The sequence below is a fragment of the Sediminitomix flava genome, assembly GCF_003149185.1.
Classification (GTDB): Bacteria; Bacteroidota; Bacteroidia; order Cytophagales; family Flammeovirgaceae; genus Sediminitomix; species Sediminitomix flava.
Window position 1 is genome coordinate 136,989 of the sequence record NZ_QGDO01000010.1, and the last position, 24,167, is coordinate 161,155.

At 35.4% G+C, this 24,167-nt stretch carries 17 protein-coding genes; 11 read left to right on the forward strand and 6 right to left on the reverse strand.

Going from position 1 to position 24,167, the window contains the following annotated elements:
- Positions 1-72 precede the first annotated feature (72 nt).
- Together BC781_RS23955 and araA are read left to right on the forward strand one after the other, a co-directional pair.
- On the forward strand, positions 73-1,572 hold the full coding sequence (locus tag BC781_RS23955) for a sulfatase family protein (protein WP_109622812.1): 1,500 nt from the start codon (positions 73-75) through the stop codon (positions 1,570-1,572).
- Between the two features lie 177 nt (positions 1,573-1,749).
- Positions 1,750-3,252, forward strand: coding sequence for an L-arabinose isomerase (gene araA / locus BC781_RS23960; protein WP_109622814.1), 1,503 nt, complete (start codon positions 1,750-1,752; stop codon positions 3,250-3,252).
- Positions 3,253-3,351: 99 nt separating this feature from the next.
- Here the strand turns inward: araA and BC781_RS23965 are convergent, their stop codons facing one another.
- Complete coding sequence (locus BC781_RS23965) at positions 3,352-4,518, reverse strand: nucleoside hydrolase-like domain-containing protein (RefSeq protein ID WP_109622816.1); 1,167 nt, start codon at positions 4,516-4,518, stop codon at positions 3,352-3,354.
- A gap of 819 nt (positions 4,519-5,337) precedes the next feature.
- Here BC781_RS23965 and BC781_RS23970 point away from each other — a divergent pair.
- Positions 5,338-5,697, forward strand: coding sequence for a winged helix-turn-helix transcriptional regulator (locus BC781_RS23970; protein ID WP_109622818.1), 360 nt, complete (start codon positions 5,338-5,340; stop codon positions 5,695-5,697).
- 202 nt (positions 5,698-5,899) lie between these two features.
- On the opposite strand, the gene BC781_RS23975 is transcribed toward BC781_RS23970, so the two are convergent.
- The 3 genes from BC781_RS23975 to BC781_RS23985 form a co-directional block, all read right to left on the reverse strand.
- On the reverse strand, positions 5,900-6,709 hold the full coding sequence (locus BC781_RS23975) for an SDR family oxidoreductase (RefSeq protein WP_109622819.1): 810 nt from the start codon (positions 6,707-6,709) through the stop codon (positions 5,900-5,902).
- A gap of 18 nt (positions 6,710-6,727) precedes the next feature.
- On the reverse strand, positions 6,728-7,024 hold the full coding sequence (locus BC781_RS23980) for a putative quinol monooxygenase (protein WP_158281575.1): 297 nt from the start codon (positions 7,022-7,024) through the stop codon (positions 6,728-6,730).
- Positions 7,025-7,319: 295 nt separating this feature from the next.
- Positions 7,320-10,751: a hypothetical protein gene (locus BC781_RS23985; RefSeq protein ID WP_109622823.1), complete on the reverse strand. Its 3,432-nt coding sequence runs from the start codon at positions 10,749-10,751 to the stop codon at positions 7,320-7,322.
- Positions 10,752-11,028: 277 nt separating this feature from the next.
- Between BC781_RS23985 and BC781_RS23990 the strand changes: the two genes are divergently transcribed.
- The 5 genes from BC781_RS23990 to BC781_RS24010 all read left to right on the forward strand — a co-directional run bounded on the left by BC781_RS23990 (position 11,029) and on the right by BC781_RS24010 (position 18,620).
- Positions 11,029-11,532: a hypothetical protein gene (locus BC781_RS23990; RefSeq protein ID WP_109622825.1), complete on the forward strand. Its 504-nt coding sequence runs from the start codon at positions 11,029-11,031 to the stop codon at positions 11,530-11,532.
- A gap of 377 nt (positions 11,533-11,909) precedes the next feature.
- The gene (locus BC781_RS23995; RefSeq protein WP_109622827.1) at positions 11,910-14,768 is read left to right on the forward strand and encodes an AMP-binding protein; all 2,859 of its coding nucleotides are present in this window, start codon (positions 11,910-11,912) and stop codon (positions 14,766-14,768) included.
- Positions 14,728-16,569, forward strand: a complete 1,842-nt coding sequence (locus tag BC781_RS24000) for an AMP-binding protein (protein ID WP_109622829.1) — start codon at positions 14,728-14,730, stop codon at positions 16,567-16,569. The genes BC781_RS23995 and BC781_RS24000 overlap by 41 nt, the downstream gene beginning before the upstream one ends.
- Position 16,570: 1 nt before the next feature.
- Positions 16,571-17,488: a hypothetical protein gene (locus BC781_RS24005; protein ID WP_109622831.1), complete on the forward strand. Its 918-nt coding sequence runs from the start codon at positions 16,571-16,573 to the stop codon at positions 17,486-17,488.
- A 1-nt stretch (position 17,489) separates the two neighbouring features.
- Positions 17,490-18,620 carry an MBOAT family O-acyltransferase gene (locus BC781_RS24010; RefSeq protein ID WP_109622833.1) on the forward strand — a complete coding sequence of 377 codons (1,131 nt, stop codon included), beginning with the start codon at positions 17,490-17,492 and terminating at the stop codon, positions 18,618-18,620.
- 392 nt (positions 18,621-19,012) lie between these two features.
- On the opposite strand, the gene BC781_RS24015 is transcribed toward BC781_RS24010, so the two are convergent.
- Both BC781_RS24015 and BC781_RS24020 read right to left on the reverse strand, forming a co-directional pair.
- On the reverse strand, positions 19,013-19,567 hold the full coding sequence (locus BC781_RS24015) for a helix-turn-helix domain-containing protein (protein WP_109622835.1): 555 nt from the start codon (positions 19,565-19,567) through the stop codon (positions 19,013-19,015).
- A gap of 353 nt (positions 19,568-19,920) precedes the next feature.
- Entirely contained in the window at positions 19,921-20,325 is a 405-nt protein-coding gene (locus BC781_RS24020; protein WP_109622837.1) for a hypothetical protein, read from the reverse strand.
- A 284-nt stretch (positions 20,326-20,609) separates the two neighbouring features.
- On the opposite strand from BC781_RS24020, the gene BC781_RS24025 reads away from it, so the two are divergent.
- The 3 genes from BC781_RS24025 to BC781_RS24035 all read left to right on the forward strand — a co-directional run bounded on the left by BC781_RS24025 (position 20,610) and on the right by BC781_RS24035 (position 24,082).
- Positions 20,610-20,846, forward strand: coding sequence for a hypothetical protein (locus tag BC781_RS24025; RefSeq protein ID WP_109622839.1), 237 nt, complete (start codon positions 20,610-20,612; stop codon positions 20,844-20,846).
- Positions 20,847-21,061: 215 nt separating this feature from the next.
- Positions 21,062-22,450, forward strand: a complete 1,389-nt coding sequence (locus BC781_RS24030) for a leucine-rich repeat domain-containing protein (protein ID WP_109622841.1) — start codon at positions 21,062-21,064, stop codon at positions 22,448-22,450.
- Positions 22,451-22,825: 375 nt separating this feature from the next.
- Positions 22,826-24,082 (forward strand): leucine-rich repeat domain-containing protein, encoded by a 1,257-nt coding sequence (locus BC781_RS24035; protein WP_109622843.1) that lies wholly within the window; start codon positions 22,826-22,828, stop codon positions 24,080-24,082.
- The last annotated feature ends 85 nt before the right edge of the window (positions 24,083-24,167 follow it).

Here is a 24,167-nt window from a genome sequence, read left to right on the forward strand (position 1 = left end):
ATGGAAACAAAGGGAAAGTCAAACGGACAATCGCGGCTTTTTACACTCGGCTAAATTGGGCGGAGTAAAGAGATGAAGATTATGAAAGGAAAACGTATTTATTTGTTTATTGCTTTGGTAGTTGGTTTGTTAGGATGGCGACCAGCTAGTGAGAAGCAAAAAGAACAACCAAACATTCTTTGGATTTATATTGAAGACCTAAATCCTGTATTTAGTTGCTATGGTGTTGAAAATAACCCCACACCATTTATTGATCAATTGGCAGATCAAGGGGTACTTTTTAGTAATGCATATACGCCTTCACCTGTATGTTCAGCAGCCCGTTCGGCCATTATCACCTCTACAATGGCAACGAGTTTAGGAACGCACAATCACCATTCGTCAAGAACGGTAGAAGATGCCATATTTTTGCCCGAAGGTGTAAAAACAGTTCCTGAGTTATTTAAAGAGGCAGGGTATTATACTTTCAATCATGGGAAAGACGATTACAATTTTATTTATGATCGGAAGAAATTGTATAGTGACCCGATCAAGCTAGATTATTGGTACACCTTTGCGGGAAAAGGAAATTGGATTGATTCGCTGAGTTCAGATCGTCCGTTCTTTGGGCAAATTCAATTAGCTGGTGGAAAATTAGCTCTTTCGCAAACCTATGGAAATCATGTCGATAAAATCACACCGATTGATCGAAATGCGGTAGAAGTTCCACCTTATTATCCAGACATTCCTTGGGTGAGAGAAGATTGGGCAAGGCATCATGATGCGGCTCGGTTGACCGATTTGGAAGTAGCAGAAATTATCGAGAAACTTCGCAAGAAAGGACTCTTAGACAATACATACATCTTCCTTTTTTCTGATCATGGATACAAAGGCATTCGTCATAAACAGTTTTTGTATGATGGAGGGACCAAGATTCCTCTGATTGTCTCTTATTTTGGCGATGACACTGAGCTGAAAAAAGGGAAAGAACGAAAAGACTTGGTGAATGGCATTGATATAGGAACGAGTTCTTTGCGTTTTGCAGGATTGCCAATACCTACATACATGGAAGGAAAAGACCTTTTTGACCGAAAAAACCAAAGAGATTATGTGATCACGACCAGAGATCGTTGTGATTTTTCGATCGATCGTATTCGAGCTGTGCGCACAGAGAAGTATAAATACATTCGCAATTTTATGCCACATCGTTCTTATACACAGCCTTCTTACCGAGATAAGCGAAAGGAATTTACGCAGATCAAAAAAGCCTTTGAAGAAGGTAAACTAAATGAGGTACAGGCTAAATACTGGCTACCCACAAAACCTGAAGAGGAGTTTTATGATCTGGAAAATGACCCGCATGAAATCCACAATTTAGCAACGGATGAAAGTTTCCAAAAAGAACTCGAAAAGCACCGTTTGATCTTAGAAAATTGGATAGAAGAAACCGATGATAAAGGGCAATATCCTGAAAATCCTTATGCCCTCAAGTTTATTTATGACCGTTGGGGCAAACGTTGTGTGAATGAGGAATATGAGGCGATTAAGAAAATAAAAGTTTGGAATACGCCTAAGAAGAATCTGAAGTTTTAATGACCATCGGATTTGCCGTATTGGTATCGCATTGTGATTCGAATGTATGCGCTTCATTTTTGAACAAAATAGCTGTACAAAAGAGCAAATTATTCATGAATGAAGCCTTTACATTGTTTCTACAAAGCTCAAAGAGAGCCTAAGTTTAGATAGTAGTTAACAAACAATATTTTCAATATGACAAAGCGCACGTACGAGATTTGGTTTGCTACAGGGAGCCAGCATTTATATGGAGAAGAAACCCTAAAGCAAGTGGCGGATCATTCATCACAAATTGTCAATTATTTGGATGCCAGTGAGAATCTATCCGTTAAATTAGTTTATAAACCAATCTTGACAACACCTGATCAGATATATCAGTTATGTCTTGAGGCCAACAATACGGAAGATTGTGTGGGTATTGTGACTTGGATGCATACCTTTTCACCTGCGAAAATGTGGATCAATGGTCTGAGAGCCTTACAAAAACCAATGCTGCATTTGCATACACAATTCAATAGAGATATACCTTGGGGTGATATCGATATGGATTTCATGAACTTAAATCAGTCTGCTCACGGTGATAGAGAGTTTGGTTTTATCAATACACGTTTGCGTTTGAATCGTAAGGTAGTCGTAGGTCATTGGAAAGATGAGCAAGTCATCAAACAAATTGACACTTGGGCAAGGGTAGCTACTGCAAAAGCAGACCTACAAGGTGGAAAGTTTGCTCGTATCGGTGATAATATGCGTTATGTGGCAGTTACAGAAGGTGATAAAGTATCGAGTGAAATCAAGTTTGGTTTCTCAGTGAATGGTTTTGGAATTGAAGATTTAACCGCTCATGTAGATGCGGTTTCAGACGCAAACGTATTGGCTTTGGTAGAACAATACGAAAGCGAATATAACTTAGCACCTAACTTGATGGCAGACGGAGAGATGAGAGCATCTCTGTTGGATGCTGCTCGCATTGAATTGGGCTTGAGAAGTTTCTTGGAAGAAGGGGAATTCCTTGGGTTTACCGATACCTTCGAAAACTTAGGTACACTAAAGCAGTTACCAGGTTTGGCAGTTCAACGTTTGATGGCTGACGGCTATGGTTTTGGGGGTGAAGGAGATTGGAAAACAGCTGCACTTTTGAGAGCTTCTAAAGTGATGGCGAAAGGCTTGAAAGGTGGAACTTCATTTATGGAAGATTATACCTATCATTTCAATCCAGAGAATCCTGCTGTATTGGGGGCGCACATGCTTGAAATTTGTCCATCTATTGCAGATGCAAAACCAAAATGTGAAGTACATCCTTTGGGTATTGGTGGAAAAGAAGACCCTGTTCGTTTGGTCTTCAATTCACCTGCAGGAGCTGGTCTAAATGCATCTCTAATTACGATGGGAGATCGTTTCAGACTTCTTGTAAACACTGTAAATGCAGTAGAACCAGAGGCAGATTTACCAAACCTTCCAGTAGCACGTGTACTTTGGAATCCGCTACCAGATATGAATACGGCACTTAAAGCATGGATTTTGGCAGGGGGAGCACATCATACAGTATATTCGCAGGCTTTGACGGCTGAGTTTATGGAAGATTTTGCAGATATGTTTGATATAGAATTAGTGACCATCGATGAGCATACAAGAATGCAATCGTTCAAAGAGTCATTAAGAGTAAATGATCTTTATTATCAGCTAAGAAAAGAATATTAAGGTTGTTGTAATTGTAAGTGAAAAAGACCTCTCTAGTTTTAGAGAGGTCTTTTTATATGCCTTAGCGTCTGATCTCAACGATTTGTATCTTTCTATTTATTATTGAACTACCTGACTAAGGGCTAACAATTCTTGCATCATTTTATTTGCATTATTTTTAAAAGCAGTTTCAGCATATCGTTCTTGCTCTTCAGTGATAACTCCGTTAGTATAAAAATCATTTAGGGTCAGACCATAATCTCCTAGAATGGTATAAAATGTCGCACAGTCTGAACCATCGGGACGGTTATACATAAAGTTAGATTCAATAAATAGTTTACCCATTTCACTAGTTAGAAAGGCTTGGGCATGCTCACCTTGTATGCCTTTTTTCCCGAAGAAAGGACGAGAACCCCCTACAATTCCGCCTTGACCTACAGAACCGACATCTACAAATCTGAATTTTGCTTGGGCATTTTGTGCTTCTTTATGCAAAAACTCACAAGCCTCACAGTCTTCATTACAGTTTGCGACTCCGTACTTCACTCGATCTTCTTCTAAAGCAGTACATTTGGATGGATTGTTATGTCTTAAAAAAGATGTTGTCCAGTGCGAAACCACAAAAAGGCGTTCCAAAGCGTCTGTATTTCCTTTTGCTTGCAAGTGTTTTACGGCCATTGCAGCTTCTGTCATCGGTCCCCAAACCAGTACATAAAGCGGATTTTCAGCCGAGTATTTATTTTTTTCCAATTCCTTGACTAAGGACTTTACTGTAGGTGCAAGGCTTTTAAAATCTGTATAGTTTTCGTTAGTGTCAAACTTTTGACCTTGTAAAGTAGTCAGTTTTGTTACTGCTGAAATTTCTTGTGCAGAAGGAAATCCCTTTGTGTTTTTGTTTGAATTCCAAAAAGAAATATCGTGCTCGTAGGCTGTCAAAATACGATTTTGAAACTCTGTCAATGGATTAGTACCTTTACTTTTATCAGCCCCGTCAGAGCCTAATACAATTTGTGCGGTATGAAATTTATTGGCATTCATGAGGTACATAACCATCGCTACGTAATCATCAGGGTCACTTACGGTATTGAGTTGTGACTGTTTATCATTCTGATGTCGAAATTCTATACCATCTTTTTTCATTCCTGTAAAATCCGTTAGAATCCAGATAGCGGGTTTGCCTTCTGACGGATCATCACATGCGCTAATTGTTAGACTTATACCAAAAATCAGACATAGACTTATAACACTAAGTCCTTTATTAGACTTTAGTTTATTGAAAAAATACATAGAAATGGGGTTTGATATTAGCTATATAATAGAAGAGAGACGTAAGCAATTTACGTCTCTTAAAAGGGGAACTTATCCAAAAAGTCGATTTACTTTACTACTTATTTTTAATGACTAAATCTGTATCAGTTTTCTCAGTTGTGGTTTTTATAGGGTGACTGATTAATGTAATTGAGACTGTTAGAAAACTGATAACGAAAGCTACGATTGTAAACTTGTAGCTTTTGAATGGTGCTTTATGTGGAAAATAGTACATACTAATATTGGTTTAGTTTTGACTTAGATTAAAAATTTCAATCTATTTGAAATTTTTAATTGTAGTATGTACAATATATCGAGAAGCATTGATGAGCAATAGTGCTATTGTCTCAGAAAATAGAATAGCTAACTCATTGGATAAAATAGGATATTTTTTGATCTGAAAAGGCAGAATGATCTTTTGAATGGAGGTTTAAGAAACCTTTTAAGACTTTTAAAATCCACTAAATTTCATTGTTTTTAGAATCAGAAATGTTTTAAAAATAGTATTTGTATCAATTAAAATATTAGAGAAGAGATTATTGTTTCATCAACTGAACAGTACCTGATCGTTCAAGGTAGTTTATTGCCAAAATCATATTTCTTTCCTCCCAGCTGTTTTTACTCCATTCTACCTTCCTATTATTTTTCTGTATAAAGACAGCCAAAACTGTCAATAAAATTAGATTTGATGTTTAGTTCTTCATCAAAACTTGATTCGATTCAGTAAAGAAATCTACATTAGTTTATAGCTTGTACTATTTGAATGTGGTTAATAAATAATGAAAATCGATATATGTAATGGGAAGAAGGTTCATTGAAAATTCAAAAAATTGTTCATTGGTGCATGCGATGAATATTCTTGGAGGAAAATGGAAGCCAATAATTATTTATTTGCTTGCTAATGGTAGCTTACGATTTGGTAAACTTCTTTTATTTTTACCACAGATTTCTAAGAAGGTGCTTACCGAACAGCTCAAAGAGCTTGAAAGTGATGGTATTTTGATAAGAACTAAGTTTGATGAAATTCCACCACGTGTAGAGTATTCGCTTTCTGAAAAGGGAATCAAACTATTACCTGTCTTGAAAGCACTTAGCGATTGGACTTTTGAGGTTTATAATGAAATGGAATTTGAGGAATGTAAAATTGTTACTCTATAGTTTTATGTGAAAGCAATGGTTAGATTTTCTCTCACTTCGAACTACATTAAGGAATAATAATACGGTTAGATCATTCAACAAATCGTGATTGAGATGTTGTAAATCAACTACGACTTGTTGATCATCTGAGTTTGATTTGTGAGGGAATTAATCATTCAGGAGTCTCTTTTATATTTTGAGATAATATCTACACAAAACCGCATTACTTCCCGACTTCTTTTATCCAAAGTGAAGCTTCGTATGATTTCACATCAGGCAACACATCCTCTGGATAAACATTTCTAAATTTGTGCTTATCAGCGGGGATCTTTTCAATCATAAAATCGATCATTCCTTGTGGGTCAAATTCAATTCCTCCATTGATAAACTGATCTTGAATTTTTTTAATTTCTTCAGGGTCAGTAAAGTGAACATTAGGATCAATCCATTGCAAAGCCGTATCATACATTCGGTGATTAAAGCCCGTGCTAAAAGGTCCTGGATTAATTGTAGCCACAGTAACTCCAGTATCTTCAAGCTCAAGTTGCATTGTCTGAACTAAACCTTCGAGTGCATGCTTAGATGCTACATAAGGCCCTAGATATTTAAATGTGAAAAACCCTGCAATTGAGGAAGTGAAAATAATCTTACCTTTACCTTTAGCTACGAAAATCTTAGAAAATTTTTGAGCGATCTCAATTGTCTTGAAAACATTGACATCAAAAACACGCTTGATCCTTTTGATCGGAATTTCCGCTACAGGTCCTGTTTCTCCAGTAGCAGCGTTCAAGCTTAATATATCTACTTTATCACCATACTTTCTGACGATTTCGTTTATGTCATCATCTTCCAAATAATCAAGTTTTTCTACCGTCAACTCGACTCCCGCTTCCTCAGCTTTATTTATTAAAAGTGTTTTTTGAGTCCAGTTTTCTACGGTTGCAATAACTCTATGCCCTTGTTTCGCTAAACCTATTACTACTCCTGCACCAAAGCCTGTTGCAGAACCTGTCATTAATATAGTCTTACTCATTTTTTTTGCTGTTAATAGTTAGATTATTTTTTTTCCTTTGTGCACAATCGGTTCGCTTGCAAATACTTCGTTTGCTTTTTTTAGTGCAGATTTAAGGTGTGGTGTATCCCAGTGCTTTTTTTCAGATTCTTCGTCTTGCCATTCTTCGACTGAAAGCAATGTGTTTTTTCGATTTTCATCTTCAATAAAAGAGTAACTAATTACTCCCTTCTCTTCACGAGTTGCTGAAGCTAGCTCACTGAAAATATCTTTCATCTCATCGAACTTACCTTCTTGAGCCACCAATTCTACTACTATGTGTATTGTATTATTCATAGTCTTCATATTTACTATCATTAAGAGAACTAGAATTGGCTAAAAAAAGAATCCCCTGACAAGGAAATTACTAAAGAAAGTGGTAACAAATAAGTAACCTACATTCAGTGTATTATCAATGAATATTGTTTTATTTTTAATGTATTTATTGGTCTTTAATGAGGCGGGTAAGTAGTAGAATGTTGAGTTGCGGAATTGTGAAAAGTTTAATTATTAAACATATTTTCAATTCCACAACTCAACTATTCAAGATTTCAAAAATAAGTAGTATTATCGTGGCTTAAAGTAGATCTGATTATTTTGAAATAAGTGATTCGATAAGGTCTCGAATTTTACGAGAGCTATCTTTTGGTAACTTTTTCAAGGCTTCTATCCCTTCTGGGCTTTTCCCCAATTGCTCGATGATATTCGCTCTTTTCTCAACATTCAAAGATTTTAATGCTTTAGAAAAAGCTTTATTTTTTGTCAATTCCACTACTAAATCACCAATCTGATACTGCTCATAATCAGCCATTATTTCTAATAAGTTAATCGTTGAGATATTTAAGTCTATCAGTTTTTGGAATATCCAATGTACGGCTTCTTCCAAATTTGTATCACGATCTGAACGTGCATACAAATAATCGGTAAAGCTTAATTGACCTGATATCACTTTACGTTCTAGGTATGCTTCGTCTAGCTTTGCATCAAACAAGTCAAAGGTTTTATGACTGTGATCAACGAATAATTTCAAGATGCGGTCTACTTTTTCTTCAGGCATAGCCCAAACAAATTGTTCAAACAGCGCTAAGGCACTTAGAGGATCTTTTGGATTGTCGAAATCTGATTTAGTGATATTTTCTTCAAAAATCAGCCTTGTTTCATCGTAAGAATTATTACCCTCAATATAGTTGGTAATTGCCGCTATGGTTTTCGTTAGTCGTAATTGATCAGTAGGCTTTTCTGAGAATATTTCTGTAAGTCTAAGAGTGGGAATGGAATCCTCTAAAATGAGAACTTTCATGTAGTAGAGTTCATTTATATCTTGAATATCCTTTGACTTAAATTGTTCACTTTGTAGTACAATATGAAGATTTCCTTCTGTCTGTTTAAGTACCAATAATTCTAATCCATGGATGTTTATTTTTGTGCTCGGGAGAGTAAGCGTGTTTTCATCGTTTACAATCGGACCTATAAGTGATTGTGGCAATTCATTTCGATAGCCATGAAATAGAATATGCTTTTTATCAAGCTTCTCAATGATCTGTTCCTCTAAACCTTTTAAGTTTTCTTTGACTACACGTTTTAAAACATTGTTAAAAATCTCTTCTTGTTTAAATGGAAACCTTGGATTTTGTAAGGCTAAATGTTTAAAAAAAGTAATTCTTTTTCGTTCATTGATAGCATGTAAGCCTTCGTCTAGTGCTATTGCTCTGTTTTTGTCTATGCGCTCAAACATGCTGTTTGTCTCCAAATCAATGTCACTATAACGCTCCAAAAAGCTGAGGTAAGCATTTTTATATCGATCTTCTTCCCTTCTTAGTTTAGATTGACAATCGACCATTTGAAAGGCTAAACTTTGTGCTAATGGTACCCCAGATTTTTCTAGTGTTTCATAATGTGCAATCTCTTCAAGTACATCATCAAACTCAATTTCAAAATAAAAATAGGTCAATGCATTGGTGACGAGCTTTATACAAACTTGTGGAGCTAAATCTAATAAAAGTGACCAAATTCGCTTTGCCAATTTCTGAGTTGGAAGCGGCAAAAGTGAAAGCCAAAAACAAGTTAAAAGCATACGCTCGCTGTATTCGTCTTCATAGCTGAACAAAGAAATTTGATCTTGTGAGGCATTGTATTTACCCTCTCCCGTCCTTAAATACTGACGCAAAAGACATATTGCTTCTGCTTGATCTATTTTTGGACTTTCTGATGTAAGGTAATCATGAATTTTATCTTGCTCTTCTTTTGGGCATTGTTTATCATCAAAGTGAGACACTGTAGTTGCAGCAACTACAGACGAAGCAATTGTATTGGAAAAGCCTTTCTGAACAAAGTCAAAAAGTTGTTGCGTGTATTGATCTGTTTTCCCATTTGTATAATCTCTGTAAAGTAGAAATGCTGCGAGGGTATAACTACCTATTTTTGTTGTAGACCAAGTACTACAATCCATCAAAGGCCTGTCGGTAAATAGATTTTCTGCTTCAGAAAAATTTTTCTTTTGGAGGTTAGTTTCCGAATAAAAAGTTGATAGTAAAGTCTGAACAGCTTCTTTTTTCCTCTTTACTAAAAGTTGTTCTTGAGCTAGGCCTGACGGATTAGCATAACGTAAATAATATTCATCGAGAGAAATGAGTGAAGCGTTCTTTGGATCAGCAATAATTTCTTTGATCTCGTCTGAGAATGGTTTTTTACCGAAGGCGAAATAAAATACATCCAATATGCGCAGATATCTTTCTTGCAACTGACGTTTCTCTTCCTCATTCACTGAAGGAGATGCTTTCTCGTTCTCTTTACGTACACGGAGTCGTGTAATTAGTCCATTTATTTTTTGCTCCTCTTCGTCGATCAAAAGACTTTCAAATGATAAGTGTTCGACGGTAAGGTCACTAATGATTTGGTGCAATTCCTCTCTCAGTTCATTTTCATCTCTATAGCCCGAAGTATAATAACACATTTGTTTATACAAGTTTGGTCGATGTGTTTTAGCTAGTTGAAGTAAGCCCATTTGTGGGAGACTATTCAAAACATCTTGAGGTTCTCCAGTAGCTATATACTCGCGTATTTTTGGCCCATTTGGTAAGTGTTCAAAGAAGGATAAGATTTCCTTGTATGCATCTCCAAATTTATAATTATCATTTAGTTCATCAATATCTTTCAGAAATTGCTCTTCCTTCAATGCACTTTCAGAGCGTTTGATCAGTGAAGTCTGTAGCTTTTCTTTTAACTCATTCTCTAAGTCTAAGGCTTCATTTTCGAGGGTATCAATAATGAACTTCTGTTCTAGTAGCGCTTCATTGCCTTCAATAGATTCGGCCCATTCCTCAGAGGAGACCAACAAACTAAAATAGATTTCTAAAAGGGGCTGAGCTTCTTCTTCTTGTTCATCGGCAAGTAAAACTAACTCCGTTTCAAAACGCTCATGTAAACATGCTTTGAAGAAAGTATAAGCTTCTGGATGGTGCTTTAAATAATCACCGAGAAGGTTGTCCTCCGAATGCATACTTTGGCGGAAGAAATGATTGTCGCACCATACAAAAGCTTTGATCATATCTTCACTCCATCCATTGATGATAAGTAGGGAGGCTAGATATTCCTCATAGCCAACGGCATGTTCATCATCCCAATAAGGAATTAGAAATTGTGCTAATAGATAGCTGTATTTTGGATATGTTCGGGCAATCATATAAAGTGCCTCTACACCAAAAACACGCATATCATCGACCCACATTTCAGAAGTATCATTGTGTGCTCTGCTCAGATGAGCCATAGCTTGAGCTGTTTCAAAAAGTAAGCTTTCCAGAGCAGGATACTCTAAGGCAACAGCAAAAAAAATAGCTTCAGATACATATATTTCATCACTTTCACCAATTAATTCGGGATAGTAATGACTTCCACCTTCCTGAGCTTTATCCAAAGCAGACTTCAAGAGTGCTCTATTTTTTGTATCTGCTACTTGCAAACGTCTGTGGCTTCCATCAGCTTTTTGAGCTACAAATTCAACATCAAAAAGATCATGAACGATCACAGTATCTTGTTCAAGGAGGCTTTTTTATTGGTGTAATGCTTCACGAATAGAGGCTTCGGAGCCTACCGTAAAACCTATTTTCTGATTTTTATCAAACTGGTTCATCTTAGTACAGGATTAATTTGGTGTAAATTAAACAGACTAGTACGTAAATGAATTACGTTATTCTCCTAAACACTATTAATAATTGTAAATGGATGAATTGCCAGATAGGAGTATTTTAAGTAGCATTGTATATACTAGACTTTTTCTGGTTTGAAAAACTTATGAATATCGAATGATACTTTTTAGAATTAGGTACTTGATAATTGGTATTATCTTTTTTGGATTACTTGGGAGTGATAGTACTCAGACTGTGTTTGTTCATCAAACACCATATCATACCTGTTTAAGTTTTATCGATGCCATCGAGAATAAAGAGAAGGAATTATTTTACCAAGTCATTGATCATAAGCGTCTTTACTTTAATTTGAATAAACAATTCAATTTTGATAAGAAACAAAGTTCTTCTTACGATGACATACATGGATTATTTTTTTTCTTCTATGCTCCATGGAAACAAAGTCCTCGTACTTCAAATAAAAAAATAGTAGAAAATAATATTTATTGTTTTCTATCTATGAATATTGATAAGCAAGCAAATACATTTATTTGTAATGTTTCTTGGAGAAAAAGTTGTTCATCAACTAATAAGAATATTTTACTAAAAATAGAAGAGAGTACTAATGGTTATAAGGTGATTGATGCTGACGTATCTAATTTTCTGAGGGACTTACAATAACGGTTTTATAGTTACAATCTAAAATGTTATTTAAAGTGTGAAGTTTTTAGGATTTTACTCAACATATCCATATGCTCTTAAATGATTTAACAATATCTCTTTAGATCGTTTTATACGCAATTTTGACCATTCAAAAAATTACTATAACAATACTTTTGTTAAAATGTATTTCAATTCATTATATTGAATGTGATTTTTAGAAAGATTGAAAATTTAGATGTAAGCTAAATTTTTTTACTTCGTCTCGTTGTTTATTTTTTACAGCTTTTTCCAAAAATGTGTGACTGACTTAACTATTACAAATTTGTAACACCTATTGTTGAACTACAATAGTATTTTATTTTTACCTATAACTTGTTATTATATTATCTAAATACATGTATATCCCATTTAAACCTTTTTACGAATTAAAAGGTCTTCAAAATACCGAACTATCGAATGCTCTTTTTTGTGAATATATCCCTCATCATCAAAATCTTTATTTTCCCAATCAAGGGACAACGTTAAAAGAAGACTGTGAAGATCAGAAACAGAAAATAGACAAGATTTTAGGTGCACAATCAGCTTACGAACAGTTTCTGAAAAAGAAATACCGAAAAGCCGTTTATGATATTTATGCTTGTTTTCAGCCTTTCAACGAAGCGAGCAAAGCCTTTTATCCTTTCATACAAAAACTCCAATCAGAACTAAAGCCCAATGATTACATTTTGAATGTTTGGGATCGTTCGGGCTGGATGACATTTTTGTTGGCAGGCTTGTTCCCCGAACAACAAATCATCACGATTTGGGAAGGAAATCACGATGTATTGGGCTATAAAGGTTTTCAGTATTGGATGGAAGAACAGCCGAATGTATCCGTCATTTTTATCGATCTGAATCAAGAACTTCCGCTTGATGATAAAAGCTTTAGCCTGATCATAGCTCCCGATACTTTGCATCGTTTTTCTTTGGCAAAATTCCTTTCTGAATTGACAAGAGTTGCTAAAGAAGATGCCGCGATTTTCTTTCCTCATGTGCATTTGGGCAATACACAGCCAGAACCATTTTTTGAAAGAGGAGGAAATCAATTGCACGGGAATACCTATACAAAACTCTTTGACCGTATGGAGTCAAAAAGCGAGTGGAAAGGAATGATCTTTTCTGAACCAAAGCTTTTTGTATTCAATGATTTTGTGAAATCGGAAGAGCAAGAGTCATTGTTCAAATCTGATCCTAGCATGGAGGATTACAATGCTCTGATAGCTATTCTACCCAAAAGTTGGCAAGCTGATACAATACAGCCTTTTTCAATAGAGAATCAAGAGCATGTAGGTGCTGCAAGGGTCATCATGAATCAGTTGCTTCAAATTGATTTGCACCAACAGAAAGTGACCGTAGACCGTAGGGCTTTTGATGGGCAGCTAGATTACCTTTTAGAGCGTCACCCGATTTATATAGAGCGAATCAAAGAATTGGAAGGTTTATCTTTTGATTCGGAGACTGCTCAAATCCTTTTCCTAGCAGAAAGAGCATACACTTTACAAGAGATTTCGACAAAGCTTCAGATATCGCTAGATAAAGTCATTTCTGTTTTGAGTGATTTAGAAATGCACGGGCTTTTACAGGTTTTGCCGATGTCCGAAAAAGGAATTCTGCTTCAAAATTACTTGATGACTCAAAAACTTAGATTGCCACACAAACGACACAATCTAGCAGATTTGTGGCAAAGTACCTTGGCGAGTTATGCAGAACAAACGGCTCTTTATGTGTTAGAAGATGAAAGCGAGTTGTCTTATATCGATTGTGAAGAGTTGGTGCAACTGATTGCTTCAGCACTGTTGAATCAAGGTTTGCAAAAAGGAGATCGAGTCTTGCTATCAAGTAATCTTCATGCAGAGGGTGTGCTTCTGTTTTGGGCTTGTATGCAACTAGGAATTGTATTTGTGCCTATTTCTCCAGAGTTGTCAAGTGCTGTTACGGCTGATCTGATTGTAAAAGCACAAGCTAAAATGAGCTTTGTGAGCACGACTGTTTTCAAAGAAAAAAATGCACTTTTTGAAAATAGTATCGTGTTGGATAGTGAAGAAGAGATTGAAGGAGAAGCAGAATATTTTTCTGATTGGTTAGCAGAAAACAGCGAGGAAGAATTGGAGTACAACACTGAGATTTTAGAACAAGATACGGCAGTGATATTGTACACTTCGGGGTCTACGGGAATACCAAAAGGAGTTGTGCTTTCTCATGGAAATCTGTTCAGAAGTTCTGAGCTATTAGCCAAGCATTTCAACTTTGAAAGTGAAGACCGTTACTTTGCTTTTGGAGGTTTGGAAAGCATGAGCGGACTCCGAAATGCCACGCTTTCAGCACTTCATTTTGGTTCAAGTGTAGTCATTCCAAGACAACAGAGTTTAGGAAACCTATTGAGTTTGACTGAGGAAGTTGAAGAAACAAAAGCCACTATTTTAGCTGCCAACCCTTCTTTTCTAAGACAATTAACCAAATACCAAGAGCGTGTAGCAGATCAGCTTCAAAGCATTAGAAGTCTGATGTGTACAGGCAATGCCTTGTCTACGGACTTGCGGATAGCCTTGAAAGATGCGTTTGATTTGGAAGTGATCAATTATTATGGTCTGACCGAAACAAGTGGTATCTGTACTTCGGAATCAGAAGGAGATGAAAAGAACGAGAATAGCATAGGAAAAGCAGTTGATTGTATTGCACAAGTGGTTGACGAATATGACCGAGTTTTACCACAGGGAGAAGTCGGTGAACTCAGAGTTTTTAGTGAAAACCTTATGCTTCATTATGATCAAAATGCTACTCAAACTGCAGAGGTAATCAAAAATTCATGGTTCTATACCCAAGATTTAGCTCTAATCAATCAAAATGGAAATATAGAATTGCTAGGGCGTAAGAAAGCCTTTATCAAAACCGCAAAAGAAGAAATAATTTACTTAGATCATTTACAGTCTTTTATCGAAACTCAGCAAGAAGTTGAAGATGTAGCACTTTGTACGAACAGAGAGCAGGACACTGAAATCATTCATGCTTTTATTGTGATCAAAGCAAGTGAACTAACACTTGAAGAAATCACGAAACAGACCAAAGAACGTATACATAAGGCATTTGGAAAGGCAGCAGTACCAAAATACATCCACTTCAAAGAAGCCTTACCTTATAGCGAAAACGGAAAACTCTTTAAACAAAAACTCACTGATGAAGCCTCAAAATATACAAGAACTATTCACGCAAATTAGTCAAGCAGGAAAGAAAGAATTTGCTAAAGTTGAAGGAAAAAAATATACCTATAAAGACTTTTTGACCCAAGTACAACAACTACAAACTTTGTTTAATGAGAAAGGACTAAAAGAGGGAGACAAAGTCATTCTTTCTGTGGATGATGATTACTATACATCTTTGTTCTTTTTAGCATTCTTAAAATGTGGCATCACTACGGTTTTTATTGACCCGAATGTTCCTGTGTTGAGAGCGAACGGCATTATTGCCCAAATCAATCCTCAAGCCTTGGTGATGGACGAAGCACTCTTTGAAGAAAGAAAAATTGAAGAGAAAGAAGGCGTGTTCTCACTAAAGGTAGGGAAGCAGAAACAGCGTAAAGGGATGTTGATGAAAAAGCTGTTCAAGAGTAAGAAAACAGATGAACAGTCAAGTCAGCTTTTCCCTGCTATCTTGGATGGCTTAGCCATCAGTGAAGAAGAAAAGGAGGTTTCACCAGAGACAACAGCTTATATCATTTTCACATCTGGAACAACGGCTGCTCCAAAAGGTGTCATGATTTCACACATGAGTTTATTTCACCATTTACAGACCCTTTCTAAGGTCTACGGAATGGATGAAAATACGCGCATTCTCAATATTTTGATGCTTTATCATGCGGATGGTTGTATTCAAGGACCTCTTTTGACGGCTTTCACTCAAGGTACATGGTTGAAACCTTTCCGTTTTGATATGTCACATATCAGTGAGATTTTTCACCTTATTTACAAAGAGAGAATCACGCATTTTATCACTGTACCAACTATTTTATCTTTCTTAAACGCTTATTCGGAAGATGAAGAAGACAGCTTTCAAACAGAGGATTTCCAATGTGTGGTGTCCGTTGCTTCTAAGCTAGAAGAACATCTTTGGACTAGTTTTGAAGAGAAATTTAAGACAACAATTGTCAATGTGTACGGACTCACAGAAACAGTTGCAGGAGGTCTTTTTAGTGGATTTAAAAACACAGCTCGAAAGCGAGCAACAGTAGGTGTTCCTGTCGATTGTGAAGCCAAGATTGTAAATGCAGAAGGTGCTGAAGTTCCTTCAAATGAGGTCGGAGAGCTTTTGGTGAAAGGAGAAAACCTATTTTCAGCTTATTATGAGAATGAAGAAGCAACACAAAAAGTGATGCAAGACGGTTGGTTCAGTACAGGAGATTTAGCCCAAAAAGATGAAGAAGGTTTTATCACGATCAAAGGGCGTAGCAAAAATACGATCAACTCTGGAGGACTGAATGTTTACCCCGAACAAGTAGCGGAGATGATCAACCGTCATGATGCCGTACAAGAGTGTGTTGTGGTCGGGATGCCCGATACAGAATTTGGTGAAAAAATTACGGCTGCGATTGTACGTAAAACTGGTCAAAATTTAGAAAAAAACGACCTTATACAGTTTCTTCGTCCACTATTGGAAGTCAACCAAATGCCTAAAGCCTATCACTTTTTTGAGAACTTACCAAAAGGCTTGTCAAGCAAAATACAGTTGGATGAAGTGAAGCGATTGATTGCCAAAAAGACAGAAGATTCTGAAGTCGTAGAAATGACACATGATGTTTCGGCATTGGTGAAAGAAAGTGCTTCTAAAGCTTTTGGAGTAGAAGAATCTCAGATTTCTTCAGATGATAACTCACACAGTTTAGACGGTTGGGATTCGATGGCTCATCTTGATTTTATCACTCAACTCGAAAAACAATTGAATATCCGATTTACGACTGCTGAGATGATCACGATGAACAGTATTCAAAATACAGAGAACATCTTGAAGCGAAAATTGAAGTAGTATGGACGGAATGAAGGATAGACCATCGCTCAAAATTTGGCTTTGGACAATAGGCTTATTTGTAGTTTGGGAAATATTTGCCTTTTCATTCTATAAACTCAAATTGAAGGAAGAAATCTTGTATTTTTTTACTCCTCAAATTCAAAAAATAACAAATGATTATGCCTTGTATCAAAGAGGTCCTGAAGAACCATTAAAAGTAGTGGTAATAGGTTCTTCGCTTTTTATACATGGTATTCAAGATTTAGAAAGTATTGCACAATATTCAAGGAAAACGCACGGTAAAACAGTCCAGCTTCATAAAATTGTTCAAACGGGAGATCCTTTCAAAGATTTTGTAACGAAGTATCAATTATTTGAAAAGCTAATTGAATTGAAACCTGATCTCATTTGTATTCAGACTGAATTGGCGGGGATAAAGTTAGGAGGAAAAAAGCGTAAACTTAAGGCGGTGTCAAAAGATGAAAATCCTCTTTTTATCAAAGTTGTCTATGCATCAAATGTCAATATGAATGTTATAACACACTTTACTGGTTTATTTGAAAGTTTTGATTCTAACTTAAAAGAATTAGATACTTTGAACCACACACCATCGAAAAGAAGAGTGAAGTCACTAGAGCAGTTAGAATATGTATTGGACTCTTACGCAAAACTTCAAGAACACTCCATCAAAACTGTCATTGTGGATATCCCAAAGCCAAAAGCTGTTGAAGATGTAGTTTATACCACAAGTTTTAGAGACTCATTGGCTCAATTTTTAGAGATACATAAAGAACGATATGGTATCTCACATTGGAATTATAATGGCCCTATCATGTATTATCAGCACTATATAGATTACGGGCATTTAAATGCCAAGGGTAGAAAAATCTATACGGAGTGGTTAGTTGACAAAATTATAGAAGAAGAGCAGCACTAGGATGGAAGTATTGATTGTAATTTTAGCAATGGGAGGGATTACTGTTCCCTTGTCGTGGTTGCTCAAAGAAGAATGGCAATTATTGCCCGTAACTATTACTACGGCTGTTGTACTATTCTTATTTTCACCAACCTCACTGATTTTATTGTTTATTACAGCTTTTTTGTCTTACTACCTAATGCAGAAGGTCGAACAAAAAAGTATGGCAGTAATTACTATTGTTATTCAACTGCTTTCTCTCTTCTTATTTTTCAAGTTGGAGTATGGATACCTTTTAGGAATAGAAGCAAATCGAATTATGCCTTTGGGTTTATCCTATTATGCTTTCAGACAAATTCATTACGCAATAGAGGTTTATAAAGGTAAAGTAGCAAGACACAGCCTTTTCCATTATTTGTCATACTGTTTCTTTTTGCCGACTTTATTGGTTGGACCAATTAATCGCTTTTCACCGTTTCTAAAGGATTTGAAAAGAAGACGTTGGGACAGTACTTTATTTGCCTTTGGCTTAGAACGAATCTTGTATGGATTTTTCAAAGTTGTAGTTCTTGGCAACTACTTCTTTTCGATTAAGCTACTTCAAATTTCAGATGGAATGTTTATGCAAGGAGATTGGGGAGAAGCATATTTTAATGCTCTAAGCTTTGCAGGAAATGCCTATATGCAGTTTTCGGGTTATTCTGATGTCGCAATTGGTTTTGCTTGCTTGATTGGTTTTCGAGTAGAAGAGAATTTCAATCATCCTTATCGAGCAGAGAACATTGTAGATTTTTGGAACCGCTGGCACATGACACTATCTAATTGGTGTAGAGATTATGTATTCTATCCATTTTTGAGTATGACACGAAGCGGAAGACTTAGTATTATTGCTTCTATGATTGTGTTAGGTAGTTGGCACGAATTGTCTTTAAGATATTTTCTTTGGGCAGCTATACACGCTGCTGCAATTTCAATTTGGCATCTGTACAATCGAACAAAGGTTTTTGCCGTATTGAGTACTTTTCCGCTATTTCAACAATGGTTAGGTCGACTGATTACGTTACACTTCGTGATGTATAGCTTTGTCTTGATCAAGGAAGATGATCTATTTGAAGCTTTTCGTATTATTCAAAAACTGGTATTCCTTCAATAAATAGGTGATGTATATATTTTTAAAACGGAAACTCGGAAAAACGGTGGCGGATACTATGATGGTGATTTGGTATTTGAGCTTACTTTTTTCAATTGCTATATTTTTTAGACTTGAAAGTGGTATGTTCCGTTACTTAGAGTGGTAGTAATTTCAATTAACTATTTATGCTTATTAGGCGTAAGATTTAAGTTATGACTAATAATAATATGTATGATGAAGTTTTGTATCAAGCTTCTGATTCGTGAGCAAATGCAACACATAAAATTAATAATAGCTATTTATCAAAAAGATAGCCCCTTGTAAAAGCTTTTGAGTTCAAAAATGATTATGAATAAGGCTTGAAAGAGCGTTTATGGGAAGGCTTTGTATGATTTTTAAAAAATAGGGTATAGTTATGCTGCCCTGAGTTTTGAACTAGGGGAGTGGTATGTTCGAAGTTTATGGGAAGTTATGATCGGATATTTTTTGAAATAATACTTAAAACCAATATCAACTTTTAGACTTTGGAGTTTCTTTCCTTGATGCTTTTCTAAAAATTGATAGAATACATAATCACTCATAAAAAGGTATTTTTTATAACCTAAACGATTTCTGTATCGTCGGAATACCCCTTTTAATCGTGACTTTGTTCTGCCTTTTTTTCTACCCAATTTGGTATCTGAAAACCAGAGTATTTCTCTACGATCTCTTATAAATAGGTAAGGATATCTTCTTTTGGGCTTATAAGATTTATGTTTGCTCATACTTCCAACTCGCTTTTTACGGGCGATAAAAAGCTTATGAGCACGTCTTGCTTTATAACTCGCTTTTCGAAATGAGTTTCTTTTGATTTCTCGGTATATCGTGGAGGGAGCAAAACGGAGTATTTTAGCAATCCGTTTGATCGAAAGCCCTAGTGAAAGGTATCTTTCTAGTAAGACTCTATCTGAATATTCGAGGTTTCTCATGAAGTAGCACAACTGTAGAGCTAAACTACAAAAATGATACAATAAATAAAATATAAGCTAAAACAAAATAGATAATATTCTAATTAAGGTAGGTTGTTGTATAGAGGTTTAGTGACTTAAATGGTTCTATCTGACAAACTCTATATTTTTTTAAACTTTAATTTTACTTTTTGGAGGCTCCACTAAGGATGATTGGTAAGTCTTGGATTAAAATGATTTAGCGAGTTCGTTTTCAAAAAATATTGGATAAAAGTAGCCCTAGTTCTTGGTATGGAACTAGGGCTGTTTTTTATAGGCAGGGATATGACGATTCCTAAGTTTTTTAAAAGTTATCGAGCTTATTGTGTATGATCTTATTTACCCAAAGCTTGAATCTTATTTTGAAGGGCTGAAAAGTCTTCATGACCATTTGCAATCTGAAGATCTAGGGCTTTTTGGTATTCGTTAAATGCAAGTTGATCCAAACCGTAAAGAGCAAAGTAATCTCCTTTCAATGTGCGGTTTTCTACGGTCTCTTGGGCCTTGATCGATTGCTCAATCCAGAGGTATGCTTCTGACATATTTTCTAGATCAGTTAGGCAAATTTGAGCAGCTACAAATGGTGTGTTCCAGTCTGAGCTATTAGCAGCGGCTACTTTGGTCTTTAAGCTTTCATATTTGTTTGTTTTCTCATTGTATAAATCGTTTGAGGCAAAAGCAGAAAAACTAGCTGAAATACTCAAAGTAATAAGGGCGATAATTGTAGCAAATTTTCTCATGGTCTTCGTTATTTTAATGTCTTTATAAGTTGATTTGAACACTGAATCTGTTCTTTCTAATTGTTTAACACTGAATCTATTAGATGATGAAACTTTATCACCTAAGTACCTTTGTGGTACGCTTAAGGTAAATGCCAAAGCTGTGCCGGAAATTTGTAAGTAGTTGATTATTAATTGATAGTGTTTGTTGTGAACTGTTTTTATGGAAAAATAGGTATTCGGAAAAAGGACAGTTATGTGCGAAATCGAACGTTAGGGAATGAAGATTTGGACTGATTTGTTTTATGATTGTTGTATTTGAACGATCTAATATTAGAAATATGAGTGATGTAGGAATTTGTCCAACTTGTGGGGCTAAGTCAAAAATTAGTGATAAAGGTGGTGTGATAACTTATAAAGCGGTTCAAGATGAAGAAGCGTTTAAGAAAGTAGAACAGATGAAGAAAGCAATGCTGAAGTATAAAAATGAAGTTGAACGCTTGGAGAAAGAACTGAAAGCGTTAAAAGAGAAACTAACTTGATGATCCGAAATTTATTTCGGCTTGTCACGCCCTAAACCTTTTATATAGCTTTTGAGAATCATATTGTGGTTGTGAACGCCTCTTTACATTAATCGTAGAGCAAGTGTCTAAGATCTAGTAGATTATATGGTTTAACATAAATGGATTGGTACTTGTTTCGATTTATTATACTTTTGAGTTTGAATTAAATTTTTTAAAACTAAACTAATAAACCGATGTATCAATTTTTACGCAGTCCATTTATTCTAGGGCTATTTTTGTTTTTAAGTATTCAAGTACAAGCGCAATATGTTTTACAAGATGAAGATGTAAGTGTAATAAAAGGAGCGATTACAAGGTGTACTTACAAGGGGAATGACATTATTATACCTTCTTCTTTACAAGGGCAAGAAATTACTAGTATTGGAGCTAGTGTGTTTTCTAACCAAAAACTTATCTCGGTAAAACTTCCTGAGGGTCTTCAGAATATTGATTACAATGCGTTCTCTCATAATGAACTTACAACAGTGAAGCTTCCAGAAAGTCTTAAGGATATTGGAGATCATGTTTTCTATGAAAATAAACTGACCTCAGTAGACTTTTCTAAAAGCCTTGAAAATATAGGGAGTAATTCTTTTACTAATAATGAACTGACTTCAGTAGATTTACCAACAAACCTTCAAAGTATTGGACGTAGGGCTTTTTATGGGAATCAATTAATATCTTTGGAGTTACCAGAAAACCTCAATAGTATTGGGGAGGAGGCTTTTATGCTGAATAAACTTACTTCGGTAGAGTTTTCAGAAAACCTTCAACGTATCGGAAATCGCTCTTTTTACAAGAATGAATTGACATCTTTAGAGTTACCAGAAAATCTAAAAAGTATTGAGGATGAAGCTTTTTATGCGAACCAATTGATCACTGTTGAATTACCAGGAAATCTTGAGAGCATAGGGAATAAGGTATTTTCCAATAACCAACTGAAATCAGTAGACTTTCCTGAAAGCCTTCAAAGTATTGGAAACTGGGCATTCTCTAATAATAAGTTGACTTCGGTAGTATTTTCTGAAAACCTTGAAAGTATTGGAAGAAATGCTTTTGCATTTAATCAACTGACTTCAGTTACATTTTCAAAAAGCATTCAAAGTATCGGAGAAGAAGCTTTTTATACCAATAAGATTACAGCGATAGAGTTGCCAGAAAATCTTAAAGCTATTGAAGACATGACCTTCTCTGATAATCAATTGACTTCAGTTGTATTTCCAAAAGGCCTTGAAAGTATAGGAGATGATGCTTTTTCAAGTAATCAATTGACCTCTGTAGAATTGCCTGAAAACCTTCAAAGGATCGGAGAGTGGGCCTTTTCTAAAAATAAACTGACTAACGTTATATTCCCCAAAAGTCTTCAAACTATAGCGAGCTATGCTTTTGAGGAAAATCAGCTTGGTTCTGTAGAATTACCCGAAAATCTTCAAAGAATTGGAAGAAATGCTTTTGGGTACAATCAATTTAGAGAAATAAAGTTGCCTGATTCTAATTTAGAAGGACAATGGTATGATAGAAAAGGAGATGTTCATCAGAAAGGAAGTATGGTGTTTGTGAATAGTAGCTATACATTCAAATAAAACTGACAGTCTTTAAAGTGTATGTACTAAGTTTATTTTCACAAAATCAGGTGTTTTGAGAAGAGACTTTTCACCGATCTAAAGTCAGATATACTCCTAAGAAATAAAAGAGCAGACCATAGTTATACATGGTCTGCTCTTATAGTTTTAGAGAGAAATGCATATAGTCATGTTTCTAGAATCGTTGTTGTATTATCATTGAAAGAATGCTTTGGACACAAGAGTACGGATTTTGTGATGCAATAAGAAATTGGAAATAAGCACTAAGACAGTTGTTATCTAGATAAAACTTAACTGATTTATGTTTAGCTACTATATTCTATTTGTTATACTTTTGAATTTGAACTAAAATTTTTAACACTAAACTAATAACCGATGAATCAATTTTTACGCAGTTCCTATTTATTGGGGCTATTTTTATTTTTTAGTCTTCAAGTTCAAGCACAGTATGTTTTACAAGATGAAGATGTACTTGTAGAAAGGGGAGTGCTTGTAAAATGTTTTTATGGGGGTACTGACATTATAATTCCCTCTGAATTAGATGGGCAAAAGGTGATCAGTATTGGATACAGTGTTTTTGAAGGGAAGAAATTGACTTCAGTACAACTGCCTAAAAGTCTAAAAAGTATTGAGATTAGTGCCTTTAAGGAAAATGAGTTGACATCTATTGTATTGCCAGACAGTCTTGAAAGTATTGGTGGTCTAGCTTTTTTGAAAAATAAACTGACTTCTGTCGTATTTTCTGAAACTGTTCAAAATATTGATAATCGTGCTTTTATGGGAAATGAACTGACATCAGTCGTATTTCCCGATAATCTTGAAATGATTGAAGGTCTAGCTTTTTCGGAGAATCAATTAGCATCTGTTGCATTCCCTAAAAATCTCCAAAAGATTGGATATAAAGCTTTTTCAAATAATCAACTCACTTCTCTTGAATTACCAAGAAATCTCCAAAGAATTGGTGAAAGTGCTTTCGCTGAGAATCAGTTGACATCTGTTGTATTATCAGACAGCCTTAAAATTATTGATGAACGTGCTTTTTTGAAAAATCAGCTGAGGTCTGTTGTATTTCCAAAAAAACTTAAGCGAATTGGAGGAGGAGCTTTTATGGAAAATCAACTGACATCTATCGTATTACCTGAAGAGTTGCTCATAATTGAAGATTATGTTTTTGAAGAGAATCAAATTCAATCAATCATACTTCCCAAAAATCTTCAAAGCATTGGATATAAGGCTTTTTCGGAGAATCAGTTGTTATCTATTGTATTACCAGACAGTCTTGAAAGTATTGGCAATTATGCTTTTTCAGAGAATAAATTAAGCTCTGTTGTATTACCAAATAGTCTTGTGAGTATTGGTCATTATGCTTTTTCAGAGAACCAGTTGACATCTATTGTACTACCAGATAATCTTGAAAGTATTGGCAATTATGCATTTTATAAGAACAGACTTGTTTCTGTAGAATTACCAGACCGCCTGGAACTAATTGGAGCACGTGCTTTTTGGGTTAATTATTTCACTGAAATGAAGTTACCCAATATAAATAAAGAAGGAAAATGGTATGATTTTGATGAAATAGTCCATGAAAAAGGAAGTGTAGTGCCTACGGATAGTAAATATACTTTTAAATAAAAAGACAGGCTTTTATTCTTACACGTACAAAGTCACCATTCTTTATATAAAAAGCTATAAAAGAGCAGACTGTAGATATTTAGAG